The organism is Paenibacillus sp. KN14-4R (genome assembly GCF_052180255.1).
Lineage (GTDB): Bacteria > Bacillota > Bacilli > Paenibacillales > NBRC-103111 > Paenibacillus_AM.
Map to the genome: position 1 here is coordinate 2,870,681 of NZ_CP197466.1, position 21,486 is coordinate 2,892,166.

The following is a 21,486-nucleotide window of genomic DNA, read 5'->3' on the forward strand; positions in this document are numbered from 1 at the left end:
GTCGAAATTCACCTCATGCTAATGATAACCATCCTTTGCGGAAATCACAAGCTGACTCCATGGAAAATAACCCCCTGGGCATGTTTGACAGTGGGAATACACATTTTCTTCTGTTAATTGAAAAATAGAAAGCAGTCTTAACAGCAGTTTATGTGCCATAAAAAGCTGTTCTCGCTGCTGAGGGCTCTTTTCTTGAAAACCAGTAAAATCTCCTTCAATGCATAAATGAACATACTGCGAATCAGCTGCTTCTGGCAAAGAAATAATCACACCTGTACTCAGTACCATGTAATCATAGCCCTTGCCGTTAATGGAGGGACATGCGGAATGATGTATGATAATTCCTAAACACTGCAAGGAGAATCACCTCGAATGTAGTGGCTTCTAGTTGATGCCTCATGCAGTATATGATTCATTCCTCCATTAGGTTAAGAAAAACAATCGAGGTTAAGAACTGAAAACAAGTAGACATACAATAATTGACGCAATAAAACCTACCAAGTCTGAGATTAAACCCACTTTAAGGGCATAGCTTGTCCGCCGAATCCCAATTGCGCCAAAATAGACTGTAATCACATACAGTGTCGTGTCTGTACTCCCCTGAACCGTTGCAGCAATCCGCCCAATTAAGGAATCAGGTCCAAATTGTGCGATCAAATCTGTCGTAAAAGCGAGCGATCCCGCTCCTGTAATCGGTCGTAAGAACGCAAGTGGCAATACTTCGCTCGGTACGCCAAGAGTATCAAAAAGTGGCTTTATGAAACCTAAAATTAAATCCATGGCTCCAGAAGCACGAAACACAGAAATCGCAACCATCATGCCTACGAGATGAGGAATAATTTTGATCGCTGTATCAAAGCCATCTTTTGCACCTTCCACAAATGATTCATAAACAGGAACTTTGCGATAAGCTGCAAAAAGTGGAATAAACACGACCATTGCCGGAATAGCCCATGCAGAAATTAGTGATATAAATCCGAACATTTTGCAATCACCCTTTCGATGTCGGGTTTAAACGATGTCTATGTCGATACCAGCGATCAACAATGATAGCTGCAGCTGTAGAAACCAAAGTTGCTAGCAGTGTTGTCCCCACAATTTCAGCAGGATTCAGTGAATTGTAATTCATCCGAATCGCAATTAGTGTGGTTGGAATTAACGTGACTGACGAGGTGTTGAGAGCAAGTAAGGTGCACATCGCTGGAGAGGCTAGTTCTTTATCCCCGTTCAATTTCTGCAGCTCTTGCATGGCTTTAATTCCCATCGGTGTCGCTGCATTACCAAGCCCAAATATATTCGCACTCATGTTCGACATGATATAGCCAATAGCTGGATGATTACTCGGAACCGAAGGGAATAAGAACCGCACAAGGGGCTTAAGCCAGGCAGATAGCTTCCGCAAAATACCAGCATCCTCTGCGATTCGCATAATCCCTAACCAAAACACCAGAATCGAGATGAGCCCGAAACAAACCGTTACACCGCTTTTTGCCCCTTCAAATACTGCCTGAGTCGCCGCTTCTACATTTCCCTGCACCGCGGCTACCGCAAATCCAGCAACGATGAAAAATAACCAGATCCAATTGACCATTGTCTCACCACCATTTAGCTTGATCGATTTAGAATAAAGTAACTAACGCATGAATGACGGATTTCCACATCAGAATGAATCGCTGTAGTTTTGTAATATGTACTTCGGTTGGCTTAAATCCCATTGTTTCTTGTGCATCTATGGCGAGATAGGGAGAATTGGGCTCATATAAGAAGACATTTGCTCCGATTTCTTTTCCATTTAATTGGAACTGAAGTAACCCTTTGCGTCCAAGTTGTTCGTCCGTAGAACCAATTGGATACTTCACAATGGTTTGGGTTACTTTTGATCGCTCATTAGCATGTAGTGGATATAAGAATGATCGTCCTGCTACCCAACCTGTAGATTCAATCGCATCTCCTTTATGGATGAGTTCCACAAGCGAAAATTGTTTAAATCCATAGTTAAGCAGCTTCGTATGGTCCAACCAATCATCGGAGTCATTAAGTGTGACTACAGCTAGTTGCTGGCCACCTCGGGTCGCAGACGAGATTAAACAACGACGAGCAAGCTTTGTAAATCCCGTCTTCACTCCGTCTGCCCCTTCATAGAAAGATAACATCCTGTTCTTGTTTAGCCATAAGTAGTTCCCACCATCATTCGGGTTAGGAACTCGCGCTTCTTTTGTTTTCACAATTTCTTGAAATGTTGGATTGTGTAGGGCATAGGCTGTTAATTTAGCCATATCTGAAGCTGTGGCTTTATTGCCTCCAAATTCATCAAGACCCGTTGGGTTCGTGAAAATAGATTGACTCATACCCAGCATTTGCGCTTTCTCATTCATCATGTAGACAAAACCTTCCACACTGCCTCCAATATGTTCTGCGACCGCAGTCGCGGCATCATTGCCTGAACGCAGCATCATGCCTTGCAGCAACTGATGCAAGCTAATAACCTGTCCCACCTTTAAATAAAGAGCAGAACCTTCCTTACCGGCTGCTCTTGAACTGATCGTAACCGCACTGCTTAAATTCCCACTTTCTATCGCAATAATCGCTGTCATTATCTTGGTTAATGAGGCAATTAGCATTGGCTTGTCTGCATTATGTGCATATAAAATACGTCCTGAAGTCACATCAATAAGGGCTGCTCCTTTGGCATGATCAAGAATAACTGATTCTTCAGCCATCACCCATTTACCTGGAATAAGAGTAACAAGACAAATACACATAGCGAGCAACATCAACCACTTTATTTTGAATGAACGCACGCGGGTTTCCTCCTACCAATTCAGTCCTTTTGCATGTATATGCTTATCCCACAATGAAATATGTCCAGCATCTTGAACAAACTCTTTTTTAAAAAAATGTTCTACCTGTATTTACATCCGCTACAAAAATAGCTATAATTTTTAATTAAACGAATATGGGGAACATAATGGAGGAGCCAGTCACACAAGGCTCCTCTTTTCTTTATTTTCAAGTTCCCGTAAAAGGAGAGTGGTACATATGGATCAAACATGGATAGCACTAATTATTTTTCTAATATCCTATGCCATAATTATCTCAGAAAAAGTTAACCGCGCGGTCATCGCTCTTTGTGGAGCAGGATTGATGATCATTCTAGGCCTACTCGACATTCACAAAGTATTTACCCAATACATCGAGTGGAACACAATCGTACTCTTAATTGGCATGATGATTTTAGTCAGCATCGCCAACAAGACTGGTATTTTTCAATATGTGGCCATTAAAGCAGCCAAGTTTTGCAAAGGTAACCCGATTCAAATCTTAGTCATGATGTCTATCCTTACTGCAATCGGATCTGCTTTTCTCGATAATGTAACTACGGTTCTGCTTGTTGTGCCTGTCACGTTATCCATTACGCGCATTCTTGGCGTGAACCCGGTTCCATATCTGATTTCAGAAATTATTGCCTCTAATATTGGTGGCACAGCGACGCTCATTGGTGATCCTCCGAATATCATGATTGGATCTGCGAACACGCACTTAACTTTCAATTCATTCCTACTCAACCTTGGCCCTATTGCTGTCATTATTATGGGTGTGACGACAACGATGTTGTATTTCATCTATCGCAAGCAGCTTAAGCCGAATCCAGCCAAACAAGCGGATCTAATGAAATTGAATGAAAATGACAACATTAAGAACCGTCCATTAATGATCAAATCGCTAATCATTCTAGGGATTACGATGCTTGGATTCGTCCTGCATTCCGTCATTCATGTTGAAGCTTCTGTTGTCGCCTTATTTGGAGCTTCCTTGCTTATGCTCTTCGGACTTAAAACCGAACATGAGGTGGAAGAAGCACTTCATTCGGTCGAGTGGGTTACAATCTTCTTCTTTGGCGGACTATTCGTGCTCGTAGGCGGTTTGCAAGAGGTTGGTATTATTAGCAGTATGGCTGAGAAAATCTTAGCCATTACAAACGGCGATATTGGATCATCATCCCTGCTCATTCTATGGGTATCCGGAATCGCTTCTGCGACGATTGATAACATTCCATTTGTAGCAACAATGATCCCGCTCATCAAAGATATGGCCGTTAATTTAGGGTTAGACGCCGCGTCACAACAAATTAATGTGTTATGGTGGTCACTTGCACTTGGTGCTTGCCTTGGGGGGAATGGAACGATTATCGGGGCATCTGCGAACGTCATCGTCGCAGGTATGGCTTCCAAAGAAGGCAAAGGATTCTCCTACTTTGAATTTTTGAAAATAGGAGCACCCATCACAATCGTTTCGTTAATCCTTGCAAATGTGTACATTTACTTTAGATACATTATCTTCTTACCGTAATATCCATCATTAGAGCATAATAAAAAGCGCCTAATCGCATAGGCGCTTTTTAGCTTTAGTATTGTTTTTAAGAATTGGACGAACTGGAGGATGAATCACCGCTGTTTGACATCATTTGCTGAACTCTATCGATGATCATCGGTGTTGTGTCAATGATTCGCTCTAAGATATGCGTATTGCGTTCGAGTGATAATACATTGACGCCATTTTTTCCTACAACTAAAAAAGCAATCGGAGTGATCGATATACCGCCGCCGCTTCCGCCGCCAAACGGATACTCATTTCCGCTTCCACCTTGCTGTTTCTGATTCGAATTGCCTCCTGATCCTTGATCCTCTTCGGAATAAGGTACAAATTCAGAACCACCAGCAGCAAAACCAAATCCGATTTTGGAAATCGGCATAATGACGGAGCCATCCGGTGTTTCTACAGGATCGCCAACAATGGTATTCACGTCCACCATGGCTTTAATGTTCTCCATTGCGGTCTTCATCAGACCTTGAATTGGGTGTTCAGACATCCCTAATACCTCCTTAATGCGTATAGATTAACGTATTCGTTCAGTTATTAGCATGTCCTAACTTAACCTGACTATGTGTAAGCGATCCGAAATAAAGCTAAGCAACAGCCTTCTTCCGTTTTCTAAACATCCTTTGCCACGTTCGAAGCCCACCCTTACTTTGTTTAAGCCGTACCTTCAATCTCCTGCGTGCAAGAAATAAATAAAAGATTCGTGTCTTCAAAGTAACAAGGATCTCTGTTGAATACGTGGTCTGATTGTATTGTGGATTGACAGATAGCTTTGGCGGACTCTGCAATTGAATATAACGAAATACCCAACCTAACAACGAAGTTTTTACAGCCCATAATACACCGACCGCCATAGCCGTATTCGGCGCATCACCGATCCCAATTCGTGAATCCCATTGAAAATAACTACACTTAATTGTAGAAAGTGTTTGTATCAGCCATCTGTTCAAATCACGTGTTTGCTGTAAGATCATTCTCGTATTATGAATACTTCGTGATAGTCCTCTACGAGTGATAGACGTTTTTTTCTTACCAACAGTCTTATGCGAATTCGCATTCACTTCCTTACTTTTCACCTTTATACCTTGACTCATATTCATAAAATCTACAATCGGTACTTCAAACCGATGTCGGATAAGTCCAAAAAGAGCTTTAAACTCAAATGTGAAGGAGTCATTATTCTTCACTCTCCTTATATGCATCTTGCCTTCAACATAAGTGCAAGAAAGTACGAACAAGAGCAGGCAAAGCCCGATTAAAATTCCAATGATCCACAACAGCCATCCCATTATGGCATGATCCCCCTCTATACAAAAACTCCGACAATGAAGAGTTCTTCACTATCGGAGTTAGTATAGCTTGCAGGAACGATTTACATTCCTTTTCTTTCATTTTCCAATTGTTCAAAAGTAATCTGGTCCGATTCAAGCTTGTCGAACAACATTCTCGATTCTGCTTTCAAATCCAGTTCTCCTTGAAGGGCAGAGGTATCAGGCAATTCTTTTAATGAATTTATTCCAAAATATTCCAAAAACTGCTTCGAGGTCCCGTACAGAATCGGTCTCCCAATTGCATCCGCTCTTCCTACTTCACAAATTAAACCCTTACCTACAAGGGTATGTAAAGGCCGCTCTGATTTTACCCCACGAATCTCCTCCACATCGATTCGCGTAATAGGCTGCTTATAAGCGACAATTGCTAATGTTTCAAGTGCAGCTTGCGATAATGTAGACCGTGAAGGGCTTTGTGCTAAACGTTCAAAATAAGGTGCATGATCAGGCAATGTCGTCAATTGATAGGCACCTGCAACTTCCGCAATTCGAACACCCCTGCGTTCTCTCGTTAAATCCCGCTGTAAATCTTTAATCAGTTGTCCAGATAAGTGATTATCGATCTCAAGTACTTCTGCAATCGATTTGATATCCAATCCTTCATCTCCCGCTGCGAACAGCAGGCCTTCAATAATTGATTTCATCTCCCGTGAATTCAATTTTAACTTCCTCCTCTCGTGCTTCAATCACAATTTCCTCGAATAAGTTGTGCTGATAACAAGAGATTACTTTGCGCTTCATTAGCTCAAGCATAGCCAGAAAAGTAACAATAATCTCCTCGCGTGTCAATTCATAATCAAATAACTTGGAGAACAGCACCTTTCCTCGCTTGATTTGAAGCATTTGCATAATTTCCGCCATGCGATCCTTTACCGAAACTTCATCTCGACGAATTTTCGCAACAGTCGTACGCGAAACCAACTTACGAAGGGAGCGGCGAAAAGCTAGAAGCAAGTCATTAATGTCCAATCCTTCAACTGGATTCTCCTGTGTAGGGGTTAAAAAAGGCGTTAAATCTTCTGGCTCACGCGTAAATACTAAGCTTCGATCAACCTCTTTTTCACGCAATAAGTCAGCAATCGCCTTGTATTTACGATATTCTAGAAGCTTCTGAACAAGTTCTGCACGCGGGTCCCAATCTTCATCTTCATATGGCTCCATATCTAGCTCCACAACGGGTGGTTTCGGGAGCAGCATCTTACTCTTAATCGACAGCAAGGTTGCGGCCATAACAAGGAACTCGCTTGTCACTTCTAGCTCAAATTCCTCCATCGCCTTTACATATTCCAGATATTGATCTGTAATCTCTTTAATCGGGATATTATAAACATCCACCTCAGCCTTATCAATTAAATGCAATAGCAAATCAAGGGGACCTTCAAAAACGTCCAGCTTATACAGTACCTTCAATCGGGCTCCCCCTTACAAATAATATCGAATTTATAATAAAGTAGATATCCATCCATCAACAGCCAAGTATACACGGCTCCACAAGTTCTGTCCAAACGGAGTTACCAGAATCGCGATTGTTAAGAACAGTCCAAGCATCGTCCATGCATTTTTCTTCGGCGATGTAGATGCATCCGACTCCTGCATACTCAATTTTCCGAAAAATGCTTGCACAATATACCAACCATCAAGCGGATATAAAGGCAATAAATGAATAATAGCATATAAAATATTGACTATAACACTATACTGGAGAAATCCTAAAAGTAAAAGTGATAATGACGATTCTCCACTAAAACCTGCTAATACAACAAAATAAAGCCACCAACAGATCAGACCCAGCAACAAATTAGCTAAGGGTGCAGATAAGCTTGTGAGCACGACTCGCAGGCGTGAATGATTTGTAAAATTAGCCGCTCGAACTTGTACGGGCTTCGTCCAACCATATGGCCCGAATAGAACCATCAAGAGTCCAAGTGGCGCAATATGCGCGGCTGGATTCAGCGTCATTCTACCTTGCTCCCGTGCAGTTCGGTCGCCAAGTAAACTTGCTGTAAGCGCGTGCACAAAATCATGAAAGGAGGCTGCCACCAAAAAGGCGAGCAGCCGAAACAGTAGAGAATCTACTGCTAAATAAGAAAGAATCCCACTCATCATATCGTGAATTGTTTACTGAGGTTCGCCATTTCGATTGCAGCGGATGCTGCCTCCCAGCCCTTGTTGCCAGCTTTCGTTCCTGCACGTTCGATCGCTTGCTCAATAGAATCCGTTGTTAGTACACCGAAGATTGTGGGTACACCCGTCTGCATATTAATACTTGCCACACCTTTGGCTACTTCACTACATACATAGTCAAAATGCGGAGTTGAACCACGAATAACAGTACCTAGTGTAATCACCGCATCATATTTACCGCTTTGCGCCATTTTTTGAGCGATTAATGGAATCTCGAATGCACCTGGTACCCATGCAACTGAAATTTCATCTTCTTGAACACCGTGACGCTTCAGTGCATCTAATGCGCCGCCTAGTAACTTAGATGTAATAAACTCATTAAATCTGCCTACAACAATACCGTATTTTAACCCTTGGGATACTAAGTTTCCTTCATAAATTTTCGTCATGTGTAATCTCTCCTTTAGGATTAATCTTTAAATGAAAGCATATGACCAAGCTTCTGTTTCTTCGTCCGCAAATATTTACGGTTATCTTCATTCTCTTCCATCTGAATAGCAACACGCTCTGTTACTTCAAGACCGTGACCTTCCAGGCCTTTAATCTTGCGTGGATTATTAGTCATCAGACGCATTTTACGTACACCAAGATCTTTCAGAATTTGAGCACCGATACCATAATTACGAAGATCAGCAGGGAATCCCAGCTTATTATTCGCCTCAACCGTATCGAATCCCTGCTCTTGAAGCGCATAAGCTTTCAATTTGTTAATCAGACCAATACCGCGGCCTTCTTGACGCATATAGAGCAGCACGCCACAACCTGCATCATCAATTTGCTTCAATGCTGCTGCAAGCTGTGGACCACAGTCACATCGGTGAGAGTGGAACACGTCGCCTGTTAAACACTCCGAATGCACACGAACCAGCGTGGGTACATGACTGTCGATGTCCCCTTTGACGAGAGCAACATGCTCTTTATCATCAACCTGATTCGTATAAGCTACAGCTCGGAATGTTCCAAAGTCTGTTGGCAGTTGAATTTCAATCTCCCGATGAATCAAGTTCTCTTGCAGTTTGCGATACTCGATCATCGCTTGAATGGTGATGATTTTCAGATCATGCTTCTCACTAATCTTCATCAGATCAGGAACACGCGCCATTGTCCCGTCTTCTTTAATGACTTCACAAATGACTGCTGATGGATAAGAACCGCACATCCGAGCTAGATCAACAGCTGCCTCTGTGTGACCTGCGCGCTGCAAGACGCCGCCTTTCTTTGCCACTAACGGGAAAACATGACCTGGTCTGCGGAAATCACTACCTTGTGTCTGATCCGCTATTAACGCTTGAATCGTCTCTGAGCGCTCATGTGCAGAAATACCTGTCGTTGTGTTCATGTGATCAATTGAGACCGTGAAGGCGGTACCATGATTATCTGTGTTCTGTGCAACCATTGGCGGCAAATCTAATTCAAGCGCACGTTCTTCGGTGATTGGGACACAGACTAATCCGCGACCTTCTGTAATCATAAAATTAATGACTTCCGGTGTTGCTTTATCCGAAAGGGCAATAAAATCCCCCTCATTCTCTCGGTCCTCATCATCCACAACAATGATCACTTTCCCTAACTTTAAATCTGAGATCGCTTCTTCTATGGTGTTAAACTTATCCTGATTTGTCATTCGATACCCCACCCTTCGTTATTTAAACCCGTGTTCCGCTAAAAAGCTTTCCGTTAAGCTGCCTTGCGAACGAGATTGTCCAATAGCGGTTGAATTGGGATTATCGCCTTTAAAAAACAGTAAGCGCTCGACATATTTTCCGAGAATATCGCATTCCATGTTAATCGTGTCACCCGCTTGCTTGGTCTGCAAGGCGGTCTGAGCCAGTGTGTGCGGAATGATCGACACAGAAAAGGTGTTGTCTGTCGCATCCACTAGTGTCAGTGAAATACCGTCTACTGTGATCGAACCACCACGAAGCAAATATTTCATCACGTCCGTTCGTTCGGGTTGAAAACGAAATACGACAGCATTCTCTTCCGGTGTTCGTGAAATTAAACTTGCCGTACAATCCACATGACCTTGAACGATATGCCCACCGAAACGTCCAGTCGCTGCCATTGCGCGCTCCATGTTAACCTTCATTCCAGGACGCAGTAAGGACAAATTCGTCTTGCGGTACGTCTCTGGCATCACATCTACCATGAAAGAGGATGAATCGTAAGCGATGACAGTTAGACATACACCATTGACTGCAATGGAGTCCCCAAGTTTTATATCACCAAGTACACCCTGTATCGACGAACGAAGAGTCAGTACCATCGCTTGACCGCTTCGCTCGACGCGCAGCATCGTTCCTACTTCTTCCACAATCCCCGTAAACATCGACTATTTCACCTCCCCTGATTGAGAAAATGGAGCATGCGAGTTCTCCGTGTAACGAGGATAACCGGATAGGCAAAAATCCTCCCCGAACTGCTCCACTTTAAGGCGCTCCAAACGCAGCGCATCCTGCATCCGCTCATATCCACGGAAAGTGAAGTTTGCAGGCGCAGTATCGCCGCCAATGATGATGGGTGCATAGAACAGCACCATCTTATCAATGAGGCGCGCTTCCAGCATCGCGCCGTTCAGCCCTCCGCCTCCTTCCAAGAGGATGGAGGCGATGTCCCGCTTGCCCAGCTCACGCAGGGCAAGGGAGAGATCCACATGCGCGCCATCGCCGCATGTGATCACCTCTACGCCGAGCGCTTCCAGCTCGGCGCGACGCTCTGCTGACGCACCTGCGGTCGTCAGCACGAGGGTGCGCTGCATGGCTTGGCCCTGCAGCGCCTTTGCCGACGGCGGCGTGCTAAGCGCGCCGTCGACGAGCACGCGTACCGGCTGCAGCGCCGGTACGGACAATCTTGCGCTGAGCGACGGATCGTCAGCGCGAACCGTTCCCGCGCCAACCATGATCGCGCCATGCTGATGGCGCAGCATGTGCACGTAGGCGCGTGCAGCCTCGCCGGTGATCCACTTGGAATCACCGGTTTTAGAGGCGATCCGGCCGTCTAGTGTGGCGGCCGTCTTCAATGTCACCCATGGCATGCCAGTGACAATAAATTTGTTGAACACTTCATTAAGCTGCGCTGCTTCCTCTGCGAGCAAACCTGCTCTCACTTCAATACCCGCTTCACGCAAACGCTGAATACCAGTACCTGCTACGCGTGGGTTAGGATCAACACTCGCGACAACAACTCGCTTAATACCACGATCAATAAGTGCATGGCTGCATGGTGGCGTTTTTCCATAGTGTGAACAAGGCTCTAACGTCACATACGCTGTACTCCCAGCAGCCTCATTACCCGCCATCTGTAACGCATGAATCTCAGCATGAGCCTCACCCCTGCGAAGATGAGCGCCCATTCCGACAATACGTCCATCCTTAACAAGCACACAACCCACAACTGGATTAATTCCCGTCTGACCTTGTGCACTGCCTGCAAGCTGAAGCGCCAGACGCATATAATACTCATCACTTAGAATGTCCATGTTAGCACCTCCATTCACATGAAAAATAGCAGGGGAACGATTTCACCTTTACAAAACGGAGGCGTTTCTGGAAGTCACGCTTGCAAAGCAACACAAAAAGCCCCGTTAAGCGAACGGGGCGGATTCACTGTTAATATTTTTAAAAACGGCAAACAAAGGCAGACATCCACTAGGGATTACGCCTTACATGTGAAAAAAAGCGCATAGAAATGCCATTGCTTTTTCACCGCTTTGTTACCGTATTTATTCCCCTTCTCCCATCCAGACTATACTGTCGGTTCCGGAATTTCACCGGATCAACCGCTTGATCTTTAGAAAATAATTATCTAGTGATCAGCGGGTCACGGACTTTGCTTGTAAATAACACCTACCAAGCATCACCGCCGGTCGGGAATTTCACCCGGCCCCGAAGGTTCATAAATGTATGATCTCCCCTGCATTCTAACATCGAGGCATACAAAAAGCAAGGAAGCTTGTTACTGTCCCAAAAGCCGATAAAGCCAAAAAAGCCCTGAGCCGCAAATACAGCAACTCAGAGCTTAAATGATGATCGAACTTAAACTTCTTCGATAACAATCGATTCGATTACGTCGCGACCTTTGAATGTATCTACAATTTCCATGCCCTTTGTTACCTTACCAAACACGGTATGTTGACCGTCTAAGTGTGGTTGTGCTTCGTAACAAATGTAGAATTGGCTTCCGCCTGTATTGCGGCCAGCATGTGCCATTGCAAGAGTTCCACGCTCATGTTTGTTTGGATTGATTTCACAGTTGATTGTGTAGCCAGGACCACCAGCACCCGTACCATTTGGGCAGCCGCCTTGTGCTACGAATCCAGGAATAACACGGTGGAAGTTCAGACCGTTATAGAAACCTTGGTTTACTAATTTCTCGAAATTTGCAACTGTATTGGGAGCATCCTTTTCAAAAAGCTCGATAAGAACCTCTCCGCCGTCTTTCATTGTCACTTTTGCTTGTTTAGTCATTATGTGATTCACTCCTTATGTATAATTGGGATGAGTTCATTTTACACGATTCTATCAAGCTGTACAAATCGCATAGTAATCAATGCTTCTTACATGAACAAACCCGCACGATTCATATAACCCTAGTGCCCCTAAATTCGTTACCGCAACCTCAAGTGCAGCAAATGGTTTACCTAATTCCTGCTGGCCATATGCAATCGTTTGTTTCAAAATGTTACGACCATGCCCTTGCCCACGCCATACTTTATTCACACCAAATCCGAATATAAATATGGACTGCTCTTTTTCCATAATACCGATCTTAGCAATAGGCTGACCTGCAAGTTCAGCGATAAATGTCTTATCTTGCTTGCTTTCTAATGATCGATCTACATACTCAGCTGCATCCTCATAAGACATATCGAATGCCTCCATATTGAGCTCTATCACAGTCTCTCGATCCTCTGGGAGTCGGGCTAATCTTAACGTTGTTTGTACTGATCTCGGGATTAACACTTCCTCAGCATCATTACGTTCCATATAATGCTCGGAGAATGAATACTCGCCAGATGTTGAATCGACAAAAGCTTTTCCTGTATCCGAATTTCCTGGGCAAATTAAGAGCACCTTGCTGTATTTCCTTTGGATCGACTCTTGCATGGCCATCTCTAACAATTTTGTAAAAATACCTTGACGGCGATAATCCGGGTGCACCATGCCGCTAACTTCCACTTCGACCGTTCCAAAGCTATATAAACCAAGAAAACCGACTATTTTCCCATCCATCATGCATACAAAATCATTCACAACATTGCCAGGTCGTTCTCTGAGCATGCTCCAGTTTAATTTCAATGTCACTTCATCATGAGCCTTACATACTTGCATCAAAGCCTCTACCTGATTCAATTCCTCAGTTGTTAATTGCGTGCGACCATGTCCATCGTACAATAATACCAAACACCCAACCCCTTTTTACGAATATTCAACCAAATTATACCACAAGTCCATTAGCGCAAGAACATTAGATCCACAAAATCATCACGTGTAATGGCTCCAAAATAGCTTGGAATCGCAACATCCGCAAGCACTTCACGAACTTCCATTTCTTCATAACGCACACCGCGAAGCTTATCTTCAATTTCAGCCACATCATTCACACCGAAGAAGTCGCCGTAAATTTTTATCTCATCCATTCGTCCTTCGACGACGTCCATACGTACATCAATAATCCCTACTGGGAAACGCTTCATGTTCTGGATATTGCTCTTTGGTGATCGTCCATAATTCCAATCCCAATTCTGATAACGTTCAGCAGAAATTTCATGAATTTTCGCCCAATCTGCTTCTGTAAGCTCATATTGCGGTACTTGATCCGGTTCCATACCAAAAATTTGACGAAGCAGTTCTTCTTTAAACTGCTGAATCGTGATCTTCTCCTTCAAAAATTCAGAGATATTCCCCACACGAGAGCGGATCGACTTAGTGCCTTTAGATTGGATTTTTGCCGCATTGACCTTGAGTGCAGATACAACATGCTCAATCTCCGAATCGAACAGCAATGTGCCGTGACTGAACATACGTCCTTTGGTAATAAACTGCGCATTACCGGATATTTTACGCTCTCCGACTTGAATATCATTACGTCCAGTAAGTTCACATTCCACACCTAACTCATTTAGCGCCTTCACAACAGGTTCTGTGAACTTCTTAAAGTTATGGAACGATTGTCCGTCATCCTTTGTCAGAAAGCTAAAGTTCAAATTACCCAAGTCATGATAAACCGCACCACCGCCAGAGAGTCTACGCACAACCTTGATCCCCTGTTCTTTGACATATTCCGCGTTGATTTCTTCGATGGTATTCTGATTTTTCCCGATAATAATCGAAGGCTCATTTATATAAAATAGTAAATAACTATCATCCATCTGTAAGTGTTTCAATACAAACTCTTCAATCGCAAGATTAATTCTTGGATCTGTAATTCCTTGATTGTCGATAAATAGCATAATTCTTCCCTCCATATTACCCATAGAATGAATAAGTTGGGCGATATAAGTTTTATATCATAAAAAAAGGACCTTTACAAAGGTCCTTTCTTATCGAAGATCACATTCCAACTAATCTTATACAGTTGCACTAAGTCCCTTCATGCGTTGTGGCACAAGATCGTTCCCCACAATATTGTCGAACGTTTCTCTTTGAACAACAACATCTACATGTCCATCTTTTACGAATACGACAGCCGGACGGCGAATTCGATTATAGTTGCTTGCCATAGAGTAGTTATAAGCACCTGTCGAAGCGACAGCTAGAATGTCACCACTCTCTACTTTGGGTAAGTTCACGTTCCAGATCAACATATCGCCGCTCTCGCAGCATTTACCTGCAATAGACACAACTTCAGCATTTGATTCAAGCGCACGATTCGCAAGCATTGCTTCGTATTCGGCCTCATATAGCGCTGGACGCGGATTGTCTGTCATCCCGCCATCAACAGCTACATATTTACGTACACCTGGAATGTCTTTAAACGTACCTACTGTATACAAAGTCGTACCAGAATCCCCTACGATCGAGCGGCCTGGCTCAATCCAAATCTCAGGAAATGGGTAATTATAATTTGAAAAGTTAGTTTTTACAGAGTCAACAATTGCAGCAACGTATTGACCTGCAGGCAGCGGTGTATCCCCTTCTACATAGCGGATGCCGAAGCCTCCCCCTAAATTAATCACTTGGAATGTAACCTTGTATCTATCACGCATTTCTGCTGCGAAACCTGTCACTTTATCGATCGCGACTTGGAAACCATCAATCTCAAAAATTTGAGAACCTATATGTGAATGCACACCTAGGAGTTCGATATTGGGTAAAGATGCAGCTTCCTCTACGGCTTGTGCTGCAGCCCCATTTCCTAAATCAAAACCGAATTTGGAGTCAATTTGTCCCGTTGTAATGTATTCATGGGTATGTGCCTCAACACCTGGTGTGAGCCGCAGCAATACGTTAACAACTTGACCCTTCTCCATCGCAATTGCGTTAAGCACGTGCAATTCCACAAAATTATCTACGACAAAACAGCCAATTTTCGCATCAATCGCCATTTCAATTTCTTGTGGCGTTTTGTTATTTCCGTGAAAATGAATACGATCTACTGGAAATCCTGCTTGCAAAGCGGTATACAATTCGCCGTCCGATACGACGTCAAGTGATAGACCTTCTTCATGTATAAGTCTGCACATGGCCATCGTACAGAATGCTTTACTTGCATATGCAACTTGGAATTTCAATCCGGAAGTGCGGAAAGCTTGAGTGAATTCTTGACAACGCTGACGAATAAGCGCCTCATCCATGACATACAAGGGTGTTCCGAACTTTGCTGCAAGTTCTGTTGCATCTACCCCTCCAACTTCTAGATGTCCTTGACTATTAATTTTGCTTGTCCCATGCAAGTACATATACGATTCCTCTCTCTCCCCAGACAACAGCCCGTTTTCCCCAACACTGCACTGTTTAAATTACTACTAAAATTATCACAGTTACGACAGTGTTACAATACACCAAACGCCAAAACCTAATTTGGATTTTCTTCAGGTTGACGACTGTTGTCAATGGATCTTGTAAGCGAGGGTCTCTTCTTGTCACTTGTGACACGCAACCGAACAATAATCGCAAGCATTCCCTTGGCATTAAATGGGATGAACGGCCACATATACGGCGAATTATAGGATCGCTGTAAGCACAAGATGACGAGCCATAACGTACATACGACGATAAAACCAGGTGCACCCATAATGGCGGCTACGATTAAAAAAATGAGCCTTGATATTCGATTGGCTAAACTAAGTTCATAGCTTGGCGTAGCGAACAGTCCAATGGAAGAAACTGCTAAATATAGAATTACTTCGTTAACAAATAAACCTGTCTTCACGGCAATGTCACCTACGAGAATGGCTGCGACGAGGCCCATCGCAATAGCAAGTGGTGAAGGCGTATGAACAGATGCCATCCTCATGAGATCTAGCCCCAGCTCAGCAATTAGGAATTGCGCCAGAATGGGCAGCTCCCCCGTCTTGTGAGGGCCTAAGAAATCAAGCCCAGGCGGCTTCATCTCAGGATGAACCACAACAATCAAATACCACAAAGGCAGCAGAAAGAGTGACATGACGATCCCAATAAAACGCACCCATCGTAAATATGTACCTACGACAGGCGTTTCCCTAAACTCTTCCGCGTGTTGGACATGGTGAAAGAAGGTCGTAGGCATGATCATCACACTGGGCGATGTATCGACGAATATAGCAACATGTCCTTCAAGGATATGAGAAGCGATCACATCTGGACGCTCAGAGTACCGAACTAATGGATACGGACTCCATCCACTTTTTTCTATTATCGCTTCTTCGAGCTGCTTCTCTGCAAGTGGCAGGCCATCAAGTTCAACTTCATTAATTTTCTTCTTGATATTCTCGATCAAATTCGGTTGAGCAATATCATTAATATAGGAAATACAAATGTCTGTGCTCGTTCGCTTGCCCACCTGCATCATTTCCGTCATTAACCCAGGGTCACGAATACGTCTACGAACAAGTGTCACGTTTGTCAACAACGTTTCCACAAACCCATCTCTAGCCCCGCGAACAACCCGCTCTAACTCGGGCTCCTCTGTAGAACGCACAGGGAAGGCCTTCGCATCTATAACCAATGCCTCTTGGGATTGGTCAAAGAAAAGTGCGGTTGCCCCTGCGAGCACTTTACCAACGACCTCAGTCATCGATTGATAGGTCTGAACTTGAATATGGGCAACCAACTGTTCCGAGAAAGTATGTACAATATTGTCTTGTACCCGGTCTACATCTAAATACGTTAAGCGAGATATGATCTCTGTCAAGACAGTGTCTTTAGCAAAGCCGTTAATATAAAATAAGGCTGTCTTCTGTCCCCCAAACGTCATTTCGCGATAACACACATCAAAACTTTTATTTAAACCCACTTTATTTTCCAGTTCTTTTTCTACATCTTCCAAAGTGACTGGAATCTTATCCTGATCTGCGTTGCCACCTTTGGTCGCAGGCTTCTTAGGGTATACCATCTTTAGCAGCCTCCTTATCCAAATATTCATCTACATCCTCCTTAGAACACAAGCCATTCCAATAACGAACCAAACACTTTACCAAGTATCATCGCCATGAGTAACCAGATCATATAGGAATCAAGCCCAATTCGCTTCGCTAAAATCGGAAGCACGTTAATAACTTCAGTAAGTGCTCCTGCCAACATCCCTACAAAACAGCCTGAGAATAACCCGATGACTGCTGTGCTAAATACCGGTAATGTAAAGATCACACCTTCAAAATCTAAAATTGTAAAAAGAAGAGAACCGAATACGACCGCCTCCTCATAGCGCCGAATACAAGAAAAAGATTTACTTACCTGCATCAAACGTGGAATGATATCAAGCACAACGAGAAACGCGACCATACCACTTCCGACGGCAATTCCCCCTGCCAAACCAATGAAGCCAGATAGGAACATTCCGAGCCCTAGTGTCATTCAGACTCCCTTCTCTCGTGGATTCTATGGTATTCCTCCGTTATGACATATTGATTCACATTCTCTTGATAGTTGTACATCTCAAGTTCCAATGGACTGGGTTCTTCATTAAACCTTTTTTTGAAAATATGATTGAAAAAGATCATCATCCCCACCCCAATTCCAATGGAATACGGAATTTGTAGAACAAGCGGGTGATTCTCTTTTTTCCCGGTCAGCATCTCATAGATCCGCTGATGTACAGCAAGCATGCTCACGTCCGCGTGAAAGTTCATAATGGTAAGACCTGCACCAATAAAGAGCAGCAGCCATACGAGTATGATCAGGGTTAAGCGTGCTTTTACAGGTCCATTTGCAATCTCAAGTAAAGCATGTGGTTCTCCAAAATGTTCAATTTGAATGTGGGGAATCTCGTCCTTTATTTTCTGAATAATCATCATCATATCGATGAGTACCCGGTTACCATCACTTCGTGAAGGTTTGTAAATGATGAGCTCCTTTAACTTTTGCTCCTGTTCGGGGCTTGCAATCATCTGAGCAATATCCCCAAGACGAATGGTTTTACCGCGGGCGATTTGGACTCTTCGACGCAGGCGAATATATAGAATAGGAATCGATTCACGCTTCATATTGAATATCCCCCCTTTACCTAATAACAAGTCGCAAACCATCTAATCCTTGCGTTAGTGTTATCCAAACAATTCCTTTACATACGCAAAAAACCAAATCGCTATTGAGCGATCTGGTTTTTGATAAGCTGAAGTATTTTCTTTTCCAATCTAGACACTTGTACTTGGGATATCCCAAGCCTGGTAGCAACCTCTGATTGGGTCTGATCTCGATAATAACGAAGATAGACGATGAGCTGCTCCCGCTCTGACAATCCTTCGATTGCTTCATTTAGCGCCAAGCGCTCGAACCATTTTTCCTGCGTATCATCCGCAATTTGATCCATCAAGGTGATGGGATCACCATCATTTTCGAATACTGTTTCATGAATCGAAGACAGCGGCTTGTTCGCTTCCTGAGCGAATACAACCTCTTCAGGCGTAATACCAAGATGATCTCCAACCTCTTTAATGGTAGGAAGCCGACCTAGTTCACGTAACAATTCATCCTTCGTTTTACGAACCTTATTGGCTAGTTCCTTAAGAGATCGGCTTACCTTTAACGTCCCATCATCTCGTAAAAACCGCTGTATCTCCCCAATGATCATAGGTACAGCATAAGTTGAAAACTTCACTTCATAGGATAGATCAAATTTATCCACCGATTTCAATAGCCCAATGCAACCGATTTGGAATAAATCTTCCGCTTCGTATCCCCGGTTTAGAAACCGCTGTACGACAGACCAGACGAGTCTAATGTTACAGCTCACCAGCGTCTCTCTCGACACTTGATCTCCCGATTGGCTGAGCGCGATCAGTCTTTTGACTTCTCCATCATCCAAATAGCGGTGAGAACCATGCTTCAAATCGACTTCCATAGACCAATCTCCTAATTGTACAAAGCTTTATTGGAGGCGATCCGCTTCATCATCGTAATCTTGGTGCCACTGCCGATCTTGCTTTCAACGTTCACTTTGTCCATGAAATTTTCCATAATGGTAAAGCCCATCCCTGATCGTTCCAACTCTGGTTTGGACGTATACAGCGGCTGCCTTGCTTCCTCTAAATCCCCTATACCAATGCCGAAATCTTCAATGATTAATGTAACCATGTCATTTTCAATCTCTGTCGTGATGGAAATAACGCCATGACTATGATTATCATAACCATGAATAATGCAGTTGGTTACTGCCTCTGAGACAACTGTCTTCAGATCCGTAAGTTCGTTCATGTTCGGATCAAGTTGAGCTACGAAAGCACCAACTGCTACCCTTGCAAAGGATTCATTCTCAGACTTGGAAGCAAATTGAACGTTCATAAAGTTACGAGTTTCACTCATAGGGCAACCTCCAAGCTTGAGAGCGCAGCTCTCTCATTATCTTGAATGGTCACAATTTTAAATAAGCCTGAAAGCTCGAACAATCGATACACAGCAGGATTCGTATCGCAGACAACCATTTTCCCACCGCTTGCTGTAATTTGCTTGTAACGACCTAGAATGACACCTAATCCTGAACTGTCCATAAAGGACAAATCCTTCAAACTAAGAACTAGATGTTTGACATCGCCTTTTGTGATTGCCTCTTCCATCCGAGATTTAACAGCACTCGCCGTATGATGATCAAGCTCGCCTTTGAGCCGAACGATTAATGCCCTTCGGTTTTGTTCAAATTCGATTTGCAAACTCATTATGTTCACTCCTTCCAAGGATGAACAATGAATTCTACGAAAAGCAGAACAATTCCTGCCCTCTTACAAAACTAGAAGAAATGCGCTAAAAACTGTCAAACATCACTATTTTTCGCTGCATAAATCGATCCATTATCCTACTTGAAAAACAGAAGAAATTGTACGCTTGAAAAGTGTCCACCAACTTGCTTTAGCAACAGGAACAGGTGAGTGAAGCGGGTACTCCGATATGATGTTCTCGCCGTTACGCACGACTAACTTTCCGATGGTCTGACCTGCAGCAATTGGTGCTTTAATTCCTGTTTCCAGCTGAAGCTCATGGTGAATGCCATCTATGGACTCACCCTTCTTCATTAAAACCGAGTAAGGACGATCTGCAACCAGCGGTACCGATCTCACTTGGCCTTTAGAGACTGTAAAACTGCCAAGTACATCGCCTTTTTGAAAAATAGGGTGGTTCATATACTGAGCAAATGCGAAGTCAAACATCTTGGTGACTTCTGCATTGCGTGTCTTCGTATTCGGTTCACCTAACACAACAGCAATAATGCGCATATTACCACGCTTGGCTGTGCCAGAGAGACAAAACTTCGCTTCTGCTGTAAATCCTGTTTTCAAACCATCTGCACCAGAGTAGAAACGAACAAGCTTATTCGTATTTACAAGCCAGAATGGTTTCTTAGAATCCTTGCGCAAATAGTCTTGATAGGCGCTTGTAAACTGGGTAATCTCAGGATGCTTGAGCAGCTCTCGGGACATAATCGCAATATCTTGTGCAGATGTAAAATGCTTATCAGCAGGAAGCCCATTACAGTTCATAAAATGCGTATTCTTCATGCCGAGCTGTGATGCTCGTTCATTCATCATTTGAACAAAATGCTCTTCAGAACCCGCCAATTTCTCAGCCATTGCAACGGATGCATCATTTCCTGATGCCATCGCGATGCCTTTGAGCATATCATGAACGATCATTTCCTCACCTGGTTGTAAGAAAATTTGTGAGCCGCCCATCGATGCTGCATATTCACTCGTTCTTACTTTGTCATTCATCGATATTTTGCCGGAATCAATCGCTTCCATCACCAGCAGCATGGTCATAACTTTCGTGATTGATGCTGGCGGAAGTTTCTCATCCTTATTTTTTTCAAACATGATTGTGCCTGTATCGGCATCCATAAGCACAGCAGAGCGCGCATTCGGTGTCAAATCCAATGACTGATCTTTTTTCTCCTCGGCTGCAAAAGCCGCACTCGTAAGTACAATCATCATGACGAGCTGAAGACAAGTCAGGCAACATAA

The 21,486-nt window shown here is 43.6% G+C and carries 25 protein-coding genes and 1 riboswitch; of the genes, 1 reads left to right on the plus strand and 24 read right to left on the minus strand.

What is annotated here, in order from left to right:
* Positions 1-18: 18 nt before the first annotated feature.
* From ACSBOP_RS13980 to ACSBOP_RS13995, 4 genes are all read right to left on the minus strand, one after another.
* Positions 19-357, minus strand: a complete 339-nt coding sequence (locus ACSBOP_RS13980) for a hypothetical protein (protein WP_442601145.1) — start codon at positions 355-357, stop codon at positions 19-21.
* A gap of 90 nt (positions 358-447) precedes the next feature.
* Complete coding sequence (locus ACSBOP_RS13985) at positions 448-984, minus strand: spore maturation protein (protein ID WP_442601146.1); 537 nt, start codon at positions 982-984, stop codon at positions 448-450.
* 7 nt (positions 985-991) lie between these two features.
* A complete protein-coding gene (locus ACSBOP_RS13990; protein WP_442601147.1) occupies positions 992-1,591 on the minus strand; it encodes a nucleoside recognition domain-containing protein in 600 nt (199 codons plus the stop codon).
* Between the two features lie 28 nt (positions 1,592-1,619).
* The gene (locus tag ACSBOP_RS13995) at positions 1,620-2,801 is read right to left on the minus strand and encodes a D-alanyl-D-alanine carboxypeptidase family protein (protein WP_442601148.1); all 1,182 of its coding nucleotides are present in this window, start codon (positions 2,799-2,801) and stop codon (positions 1,620-1,622) included.
* Between the two features lie 238 nt (positions 2,802-3,039).
* Between ACSBOP_RS13995 and ACSBOP_RS14000 the strand changes: the two genes are divergently transcribed.
* Positions 3,040-4,350, plus strand: a complete 1,311-nt coding sequence (locus ACSBOP_RS14000) for an ArsB/NhaD family transporter (RefSeq protein ID WP_442601149.1) — start codon at positions 3,040-3,042, stop codon at positions 4,348-4,350.
* Between the two features lie 67 nt (positions 4,351-4,417).
* Here the strand turns inward: ACSBOP_RS14000 and ytfJ are convergent, their stop codons facing one another.
* The 20 genes from ytfJ to ACSBOP_RS14100 all read right to left on the minus strand — a co-directional run bounded on the left by ytfJ (position 4,418) and on the right by ACSBOP_RS14100 (position 21,456).
* Complete coding sequence (ytfJ, locus tag ACSBOP_RS14005) at positions 4,418-4,870, minus strand: GerW family sporulation protein (protein ID WP_442601150.1); 453 nt, start codon at positions 4,868-4,870, stop codon at positions 4,418-4,420.
* A gap of 97 nt (positions 4,871-4,967) precedes the next feature.
* Complete coding sequence (locus tag ACSBOP_RS14010) at positions 4,968-5,669, minus strand: DUF2953 domain-containing protein (RefSeq protein ID WP_442601151.1); 702 nt, start codon at positions 5,667-5,669, stop codon at positions 4,968-4,970.
* Positions 5,670-5,752: 83 nt separating this feature from the next.
* The gene (gene scpB, locus ACSBOP_RS14015) at positions 5,753-6,370 is read right to left on the minus strand and encodes an SMC-Scp complex subunit ScpB (RefSeq protein ID WP_442601152.1); all 618 of its coding nucleotides are present in this window, start codon (positions 6,368-6,370) and stop codon (positions 5,753-5,755) included.
* A complete protein-coding gene (locus ACSBOP_RS14020; protein WP_442601153.1) occupies positions 6,339-7,121 on the minus strand; it encodes a segregation and condensation protein A in 783 nt (260 codons plus the stop codon). Before ACSBOP_RS14020 ends, scpB begins: the two co-directional genes overlap by 32 nt.
* A gap of 30 nt (positions 7,122-7,151) precedes the next feature.
* Complete coding sequence (locus ACSBOP_RS14025) at positions 7,152-7,670, minus strand: hypothetical protein (RefSeq protein WP_442601154.1); 519 nt, start codon at positions 7,668-7,670, stop codon at positions 7,152-7,154.
* Positions 7,671-7,813: 143 nt separating this feature from the next.
* Positions 7,814-8,284 carry a 6,7-dimethyl-8-ribityllumazine synthase gene (gene ribH, locus ACSBOP_RS14030; RefSeq protein ID WP_442601155.1) on the minus strand — a complete coding sequence of 157 codons (471 nt, stop codon included), beginning with the start codon at positions 8,282-8,284 and terminating at the stop codon, positions 7,814-7,816.
* A gap of 20 nt (positions 8,285-8,304) precedes the next feature.
* A complete protein-coding gene (locus ACSBOP_RS14035; protein WP_442601156.1) occupies positions 8,305-9,519 on the minus strand; it encodes a bifunctional 3,4-dihydroxy-2-butanone-4-phosphate synthase/GTP cyclohydrolase II in 1,215 nt (404 codons plus the stop codon).
* 18 nt (positions 9,520-9,537) lie between these two features.
* Positions 9,538-10,224 carry a riboflavin synthase gene (gene ribE / locus ACSBOP_RS14040; RefSeq protein ID WP_442601157.1) on the minus strand — a complete coding sequence of 229 codons (687 nt, stop codon included), beginning with the start codon at positions 10,222-10,224 and terminating at the stop codon, positions 9,538-9,540.
* Between the two features lie 3 nt (positions 10,225-10,227).
* Positions 10,228-11,373 (minus strand): bifunctional diaminohydroxyphosphoribosylaminopyrimidine deaminase/5-amino-6-(5-phosphoribosylamino)uracil reductase RibD, encoded by a 1,146-nt coding sequence (gene ribD / locus ACSBOP_RS14045; protein WP_442601158.1) that lies wholly within the window; start codon positions 11,371-11,373, stop codon positions 10,228-10,230.
* Between the two features lie 245 nt (positions 11,374-11,618).
* Positions 11,619-11,791: riboswitch (FMN riboswitch) on the minus strand.
* A gap of 138 nt (positions 11,792-11,929) precedes the next feature.
* Positions 11,930-12,361: a peptidylprolyl isomerase gene (locus ACSBOP_RS14050; RefSeq protein ID WP_442601159.1), complete on the minus strand. Its 432-nt coding sequence runs from the start codon at positions 12,359-12,361 to the stop codon at positions 11,930-11,932.
* 54 nt (positions 12,362-12,415) lie between these two features.
* On the minus strand, positions 12,416-13,297 hold the full coding sequence (locus ACSBOP_RS14055; protein ID WP_442601160.1) for a GNAT family N-acetyltransferase: 882 nt from the start codon (positions 13,295-13,297) through the stop codon (positions 12,416-12,418).
* Between the two features lie 50 nt (positions 13,298-13,347).
* On the minus strand, positions 13,348-14,346 hold the full coding sequence (locus ACSBOP_RS14060; protein WP_442601161.1) for a lipoate--protein ligase: 999 nt from the start codon (positions 14,344-14,346) through the stop codon (positions 13,348-13,350).
* Between the two features lie 117 nt (positions 14,347-14,463).
* Complete coding sequence (gene lysA, locus ACSBOP_RS14065) at positions 14,464-15,795, minus strand: diaminopimelate decarboxylase (protein WP_442601162.1); 1,332 nt, start codon at positions 15,793-15,795, stop codon at positions 14,464-14,466.
* A 116-nt stretch (positions 15,796-15,911) separates the two neighbouring features.
* Positions 15,912-17,459: a spore germination protein gene (locus tag ACSBOP_RS14070; RefSeq protein WP_442601163.1), complete on the minus strand. Its 1,548-nt coding sequence runs from the start codon at positions 17,457-17,459 to the stop codon at positions 15,912-15,914.
* Between the two features lie 11 nt (positions 17,460-17,470).
* Positions 17,471-17,890, minus strand: coding sequence for a stage V sporulation protein AB (locus ACSBOP_RS14075; protein WP_442601164.1), 420 nt, complete (start codon positions 17,888-17,890; stop codon positions 17,471-17,473).
* Entirely contained in the window at positions 17,887-18,519 is a 633-nt protein-coding gene (locus ACSBOP_RS14080) for a stage V sporulation protein AA (RefSeq protein ID WP_442601165.1), read from the minus strand. The genes ACSBOP_RS14075 and ACSBOP_RS14080 overlap by 4 nt, the downstream gene beginning before the upstream one ends.
* Before the next feature lie 101 nt (positions 18,520-18,620).
* Complete coding sequence (sigF, locus tag ACSBOP_RS14085; protein WP_442601166.1) at positions 18,621-19,376, minus strand: RNA polymerase sporulation sigma factor SigF; 756 nt, start codon at positions 19,374-19,376, stop codon at positions 18,621-18,623.
* An 11-nt stretch (positions 19,377-19,387) separates the two neighbouring features.
* Positions 19,388-19,837, minus strand: a complete 450-nt coding sequence (spoIIAB, locus tag ACSBOP_RS14090; protein WP_442601167.1) for an anti-sigma F factor — start codon at positions 19,835-19,837, stop codon at positions 19,388-19,390.
* Positions 19,834-20,187, minus strand: coding sequence for an anti-sigma F factor antagonist (spoIIAA, locus tag ACSBOP_RS14095; protein WP_442601168.1), 354 nt, complete (start codon positions 20,185-20,187; stop codon positions 19,834-19,836). The genes spoIIAB and spoIIAA overlap by 4 nt, the downstream gene beginning before the upstream one ends.
* 132 nt (positions 20,188-20,319) lie before the next feature.
* Positions 20,320-21,456: a D-alanyl-D-alanine carboxypeptidase family protein gene (locus ACSBOP_RS14100; protein WP_442604477.1), complete on the minus strand. Its 1,137-nt coding sequence runs from the start codon at positions 21,454-21,456 to the stop codon at positions 20,320-20,322.
* Between the last annotated feature and the right edge of the window lie 30 nt (positions 21,457-21,486).

Excerpts from the sequence above, each read along its gene's own strand:
- sigF (WP_442601166.1), bottom strand. The coding sequence starts at position 19,376 with ATGGAAGTCGATTTGAAGCATGGTTCTCACCGCTATTTGGATGATGGA.
- ACSBOP_RS14035 (WP_442601156.1), bottom strand. The coding sequence starts at position 9,519 with ATGACAAATCAGGATAAGTTTAACACCATAGAAGAAGCGATCTCAGAT.
- spoIIAB (WP_442601167.1), bottom strand. The coding sequence starts at position 19,837 with ATGAGTGAAACTCGTAACTTTATGAACGTTCAATTTGCTTCCAAGTCT.
- ribH (WP_442601155.1), bottom strand. The coding sequence starts at position 8,284 with ATGACGAAAATTTATGAAGGAAACTTAGTATCCCAAGGGTTAAAATAC.
- ACSBOP_RS14080 (WP_442601165.1), bottom strand. The coding sequence starts at position 18,519 with ATGAAGCGTGAATCGATTCCTATTCTATATATTCGCCTGCGTCGAAGA.
- ACSBOP_RS14025 (WP_442601154.1), bottom strand. The coding sequence starts at position 7,670 with ATGACGCTGAATCCAGCCGCGCATATTGCGCCACTTGGACTCTTGATG.
- ribD (WP_442601158.1), bottom strand. The coding sequence starts at position 11,373 with ATGGACATTCTAAGTGATGAGTATTATATGCGTCTGGCGCTTCAGCTT.
- ribE (WP_442601157.1), bottom strand. The coding sequence starts at position 10,224 with ATGTTTACGGGGATTGTGGAAGAAGTAGGAACGATGCTGCGCGTCGAG.
- ACSBOP_RS14100 (WP_442604477.1), bottom strand. The coding sequence starts at position 21,456 with ATGATGATTGTACTTACGAGTGCGGCTTTTGCAGCCGAGGAGAAAAAA.
- ACSBOP_RS13990 (WP_442601147.1), bottom strand. The coding sequence starts at position 1,591 with ATGGTCAATTGGATCTGGTTATTTTTCATCGTTGCTGGATTTGCGGTA.
- lysA (WP_442601162.1), bottom strand. The coding sequence starts at position 15,795 with ATGTACTTGCATGGGACAAGCAAAATTAATAGTCAAGGACATCTAGAA.
- ACSBOP_RS14060 (WP_442601161.1), bottom strand. The coding sequence starts at position 14,346 with ATGCTATTTATCGACAATCAAGGAATTACAGATCCAAGAATTAATCTT.
- ACSBOP_RS14010 (WP_442601151.1), bottom strand. The coding sequence starts at position 5,669 with ATGGGATGGCTGTTGTGGATCATTGGAATTTTAATCGGGCTTTGCCTG.
- ACSBOP_RS14070 (WP_442601163.1), bottom strand. The coding sequence starts at position 17,459 with ATGAATATTTGGATAAGGAGGCTGCTAAAGATGGTATACCCTAAGAAG.
- ACSBOP_RS14075 (WP_442601164.1), bottom strand. The coding sequence starts at position 17,890 with ATGACACTAGGGCTCGGAATGTTCCTATCTGGCTTCATTGGTTTGGCA.
- ACSBOP_RS14000 (WP_442601149.1), top strand. The coding sequence starts at position 3,040 with ATGGATCAAACATGGATAGCACTAATTATTTTTCTAATATCCTATGCC.
- ACSBOP_RS13985 (WP_442601146.1), bottom strand. The coding sequence starts at position 984 with ATGTTCGGATTTATATCACTAATTTCTGCATGGGCTATTCCGGCAATG.
- ytfJ (WP_442601150.1), bottom strand. The coding sequence starts at position 4,870 with ATGTCTGAACACCCAATTCAAGGTCTGATGAAGACCGCAATGGAGAAC.
- ACSBOP_RS14050 (WP_442601159.1), bottom strand. The coding sequence starts at position 12,361 with ATGACTAAACAAGCAAAAGTGACAATGAAAGACGGCGGAGAGGTTCTT.
- spoIIAA (WP_442601168.1), bottom strand. The coding sequence starts at position 20,187 with ATGAGTTTGCAAATCGAATTTGAACAAAACCGAAGGGCATTAATCGTT.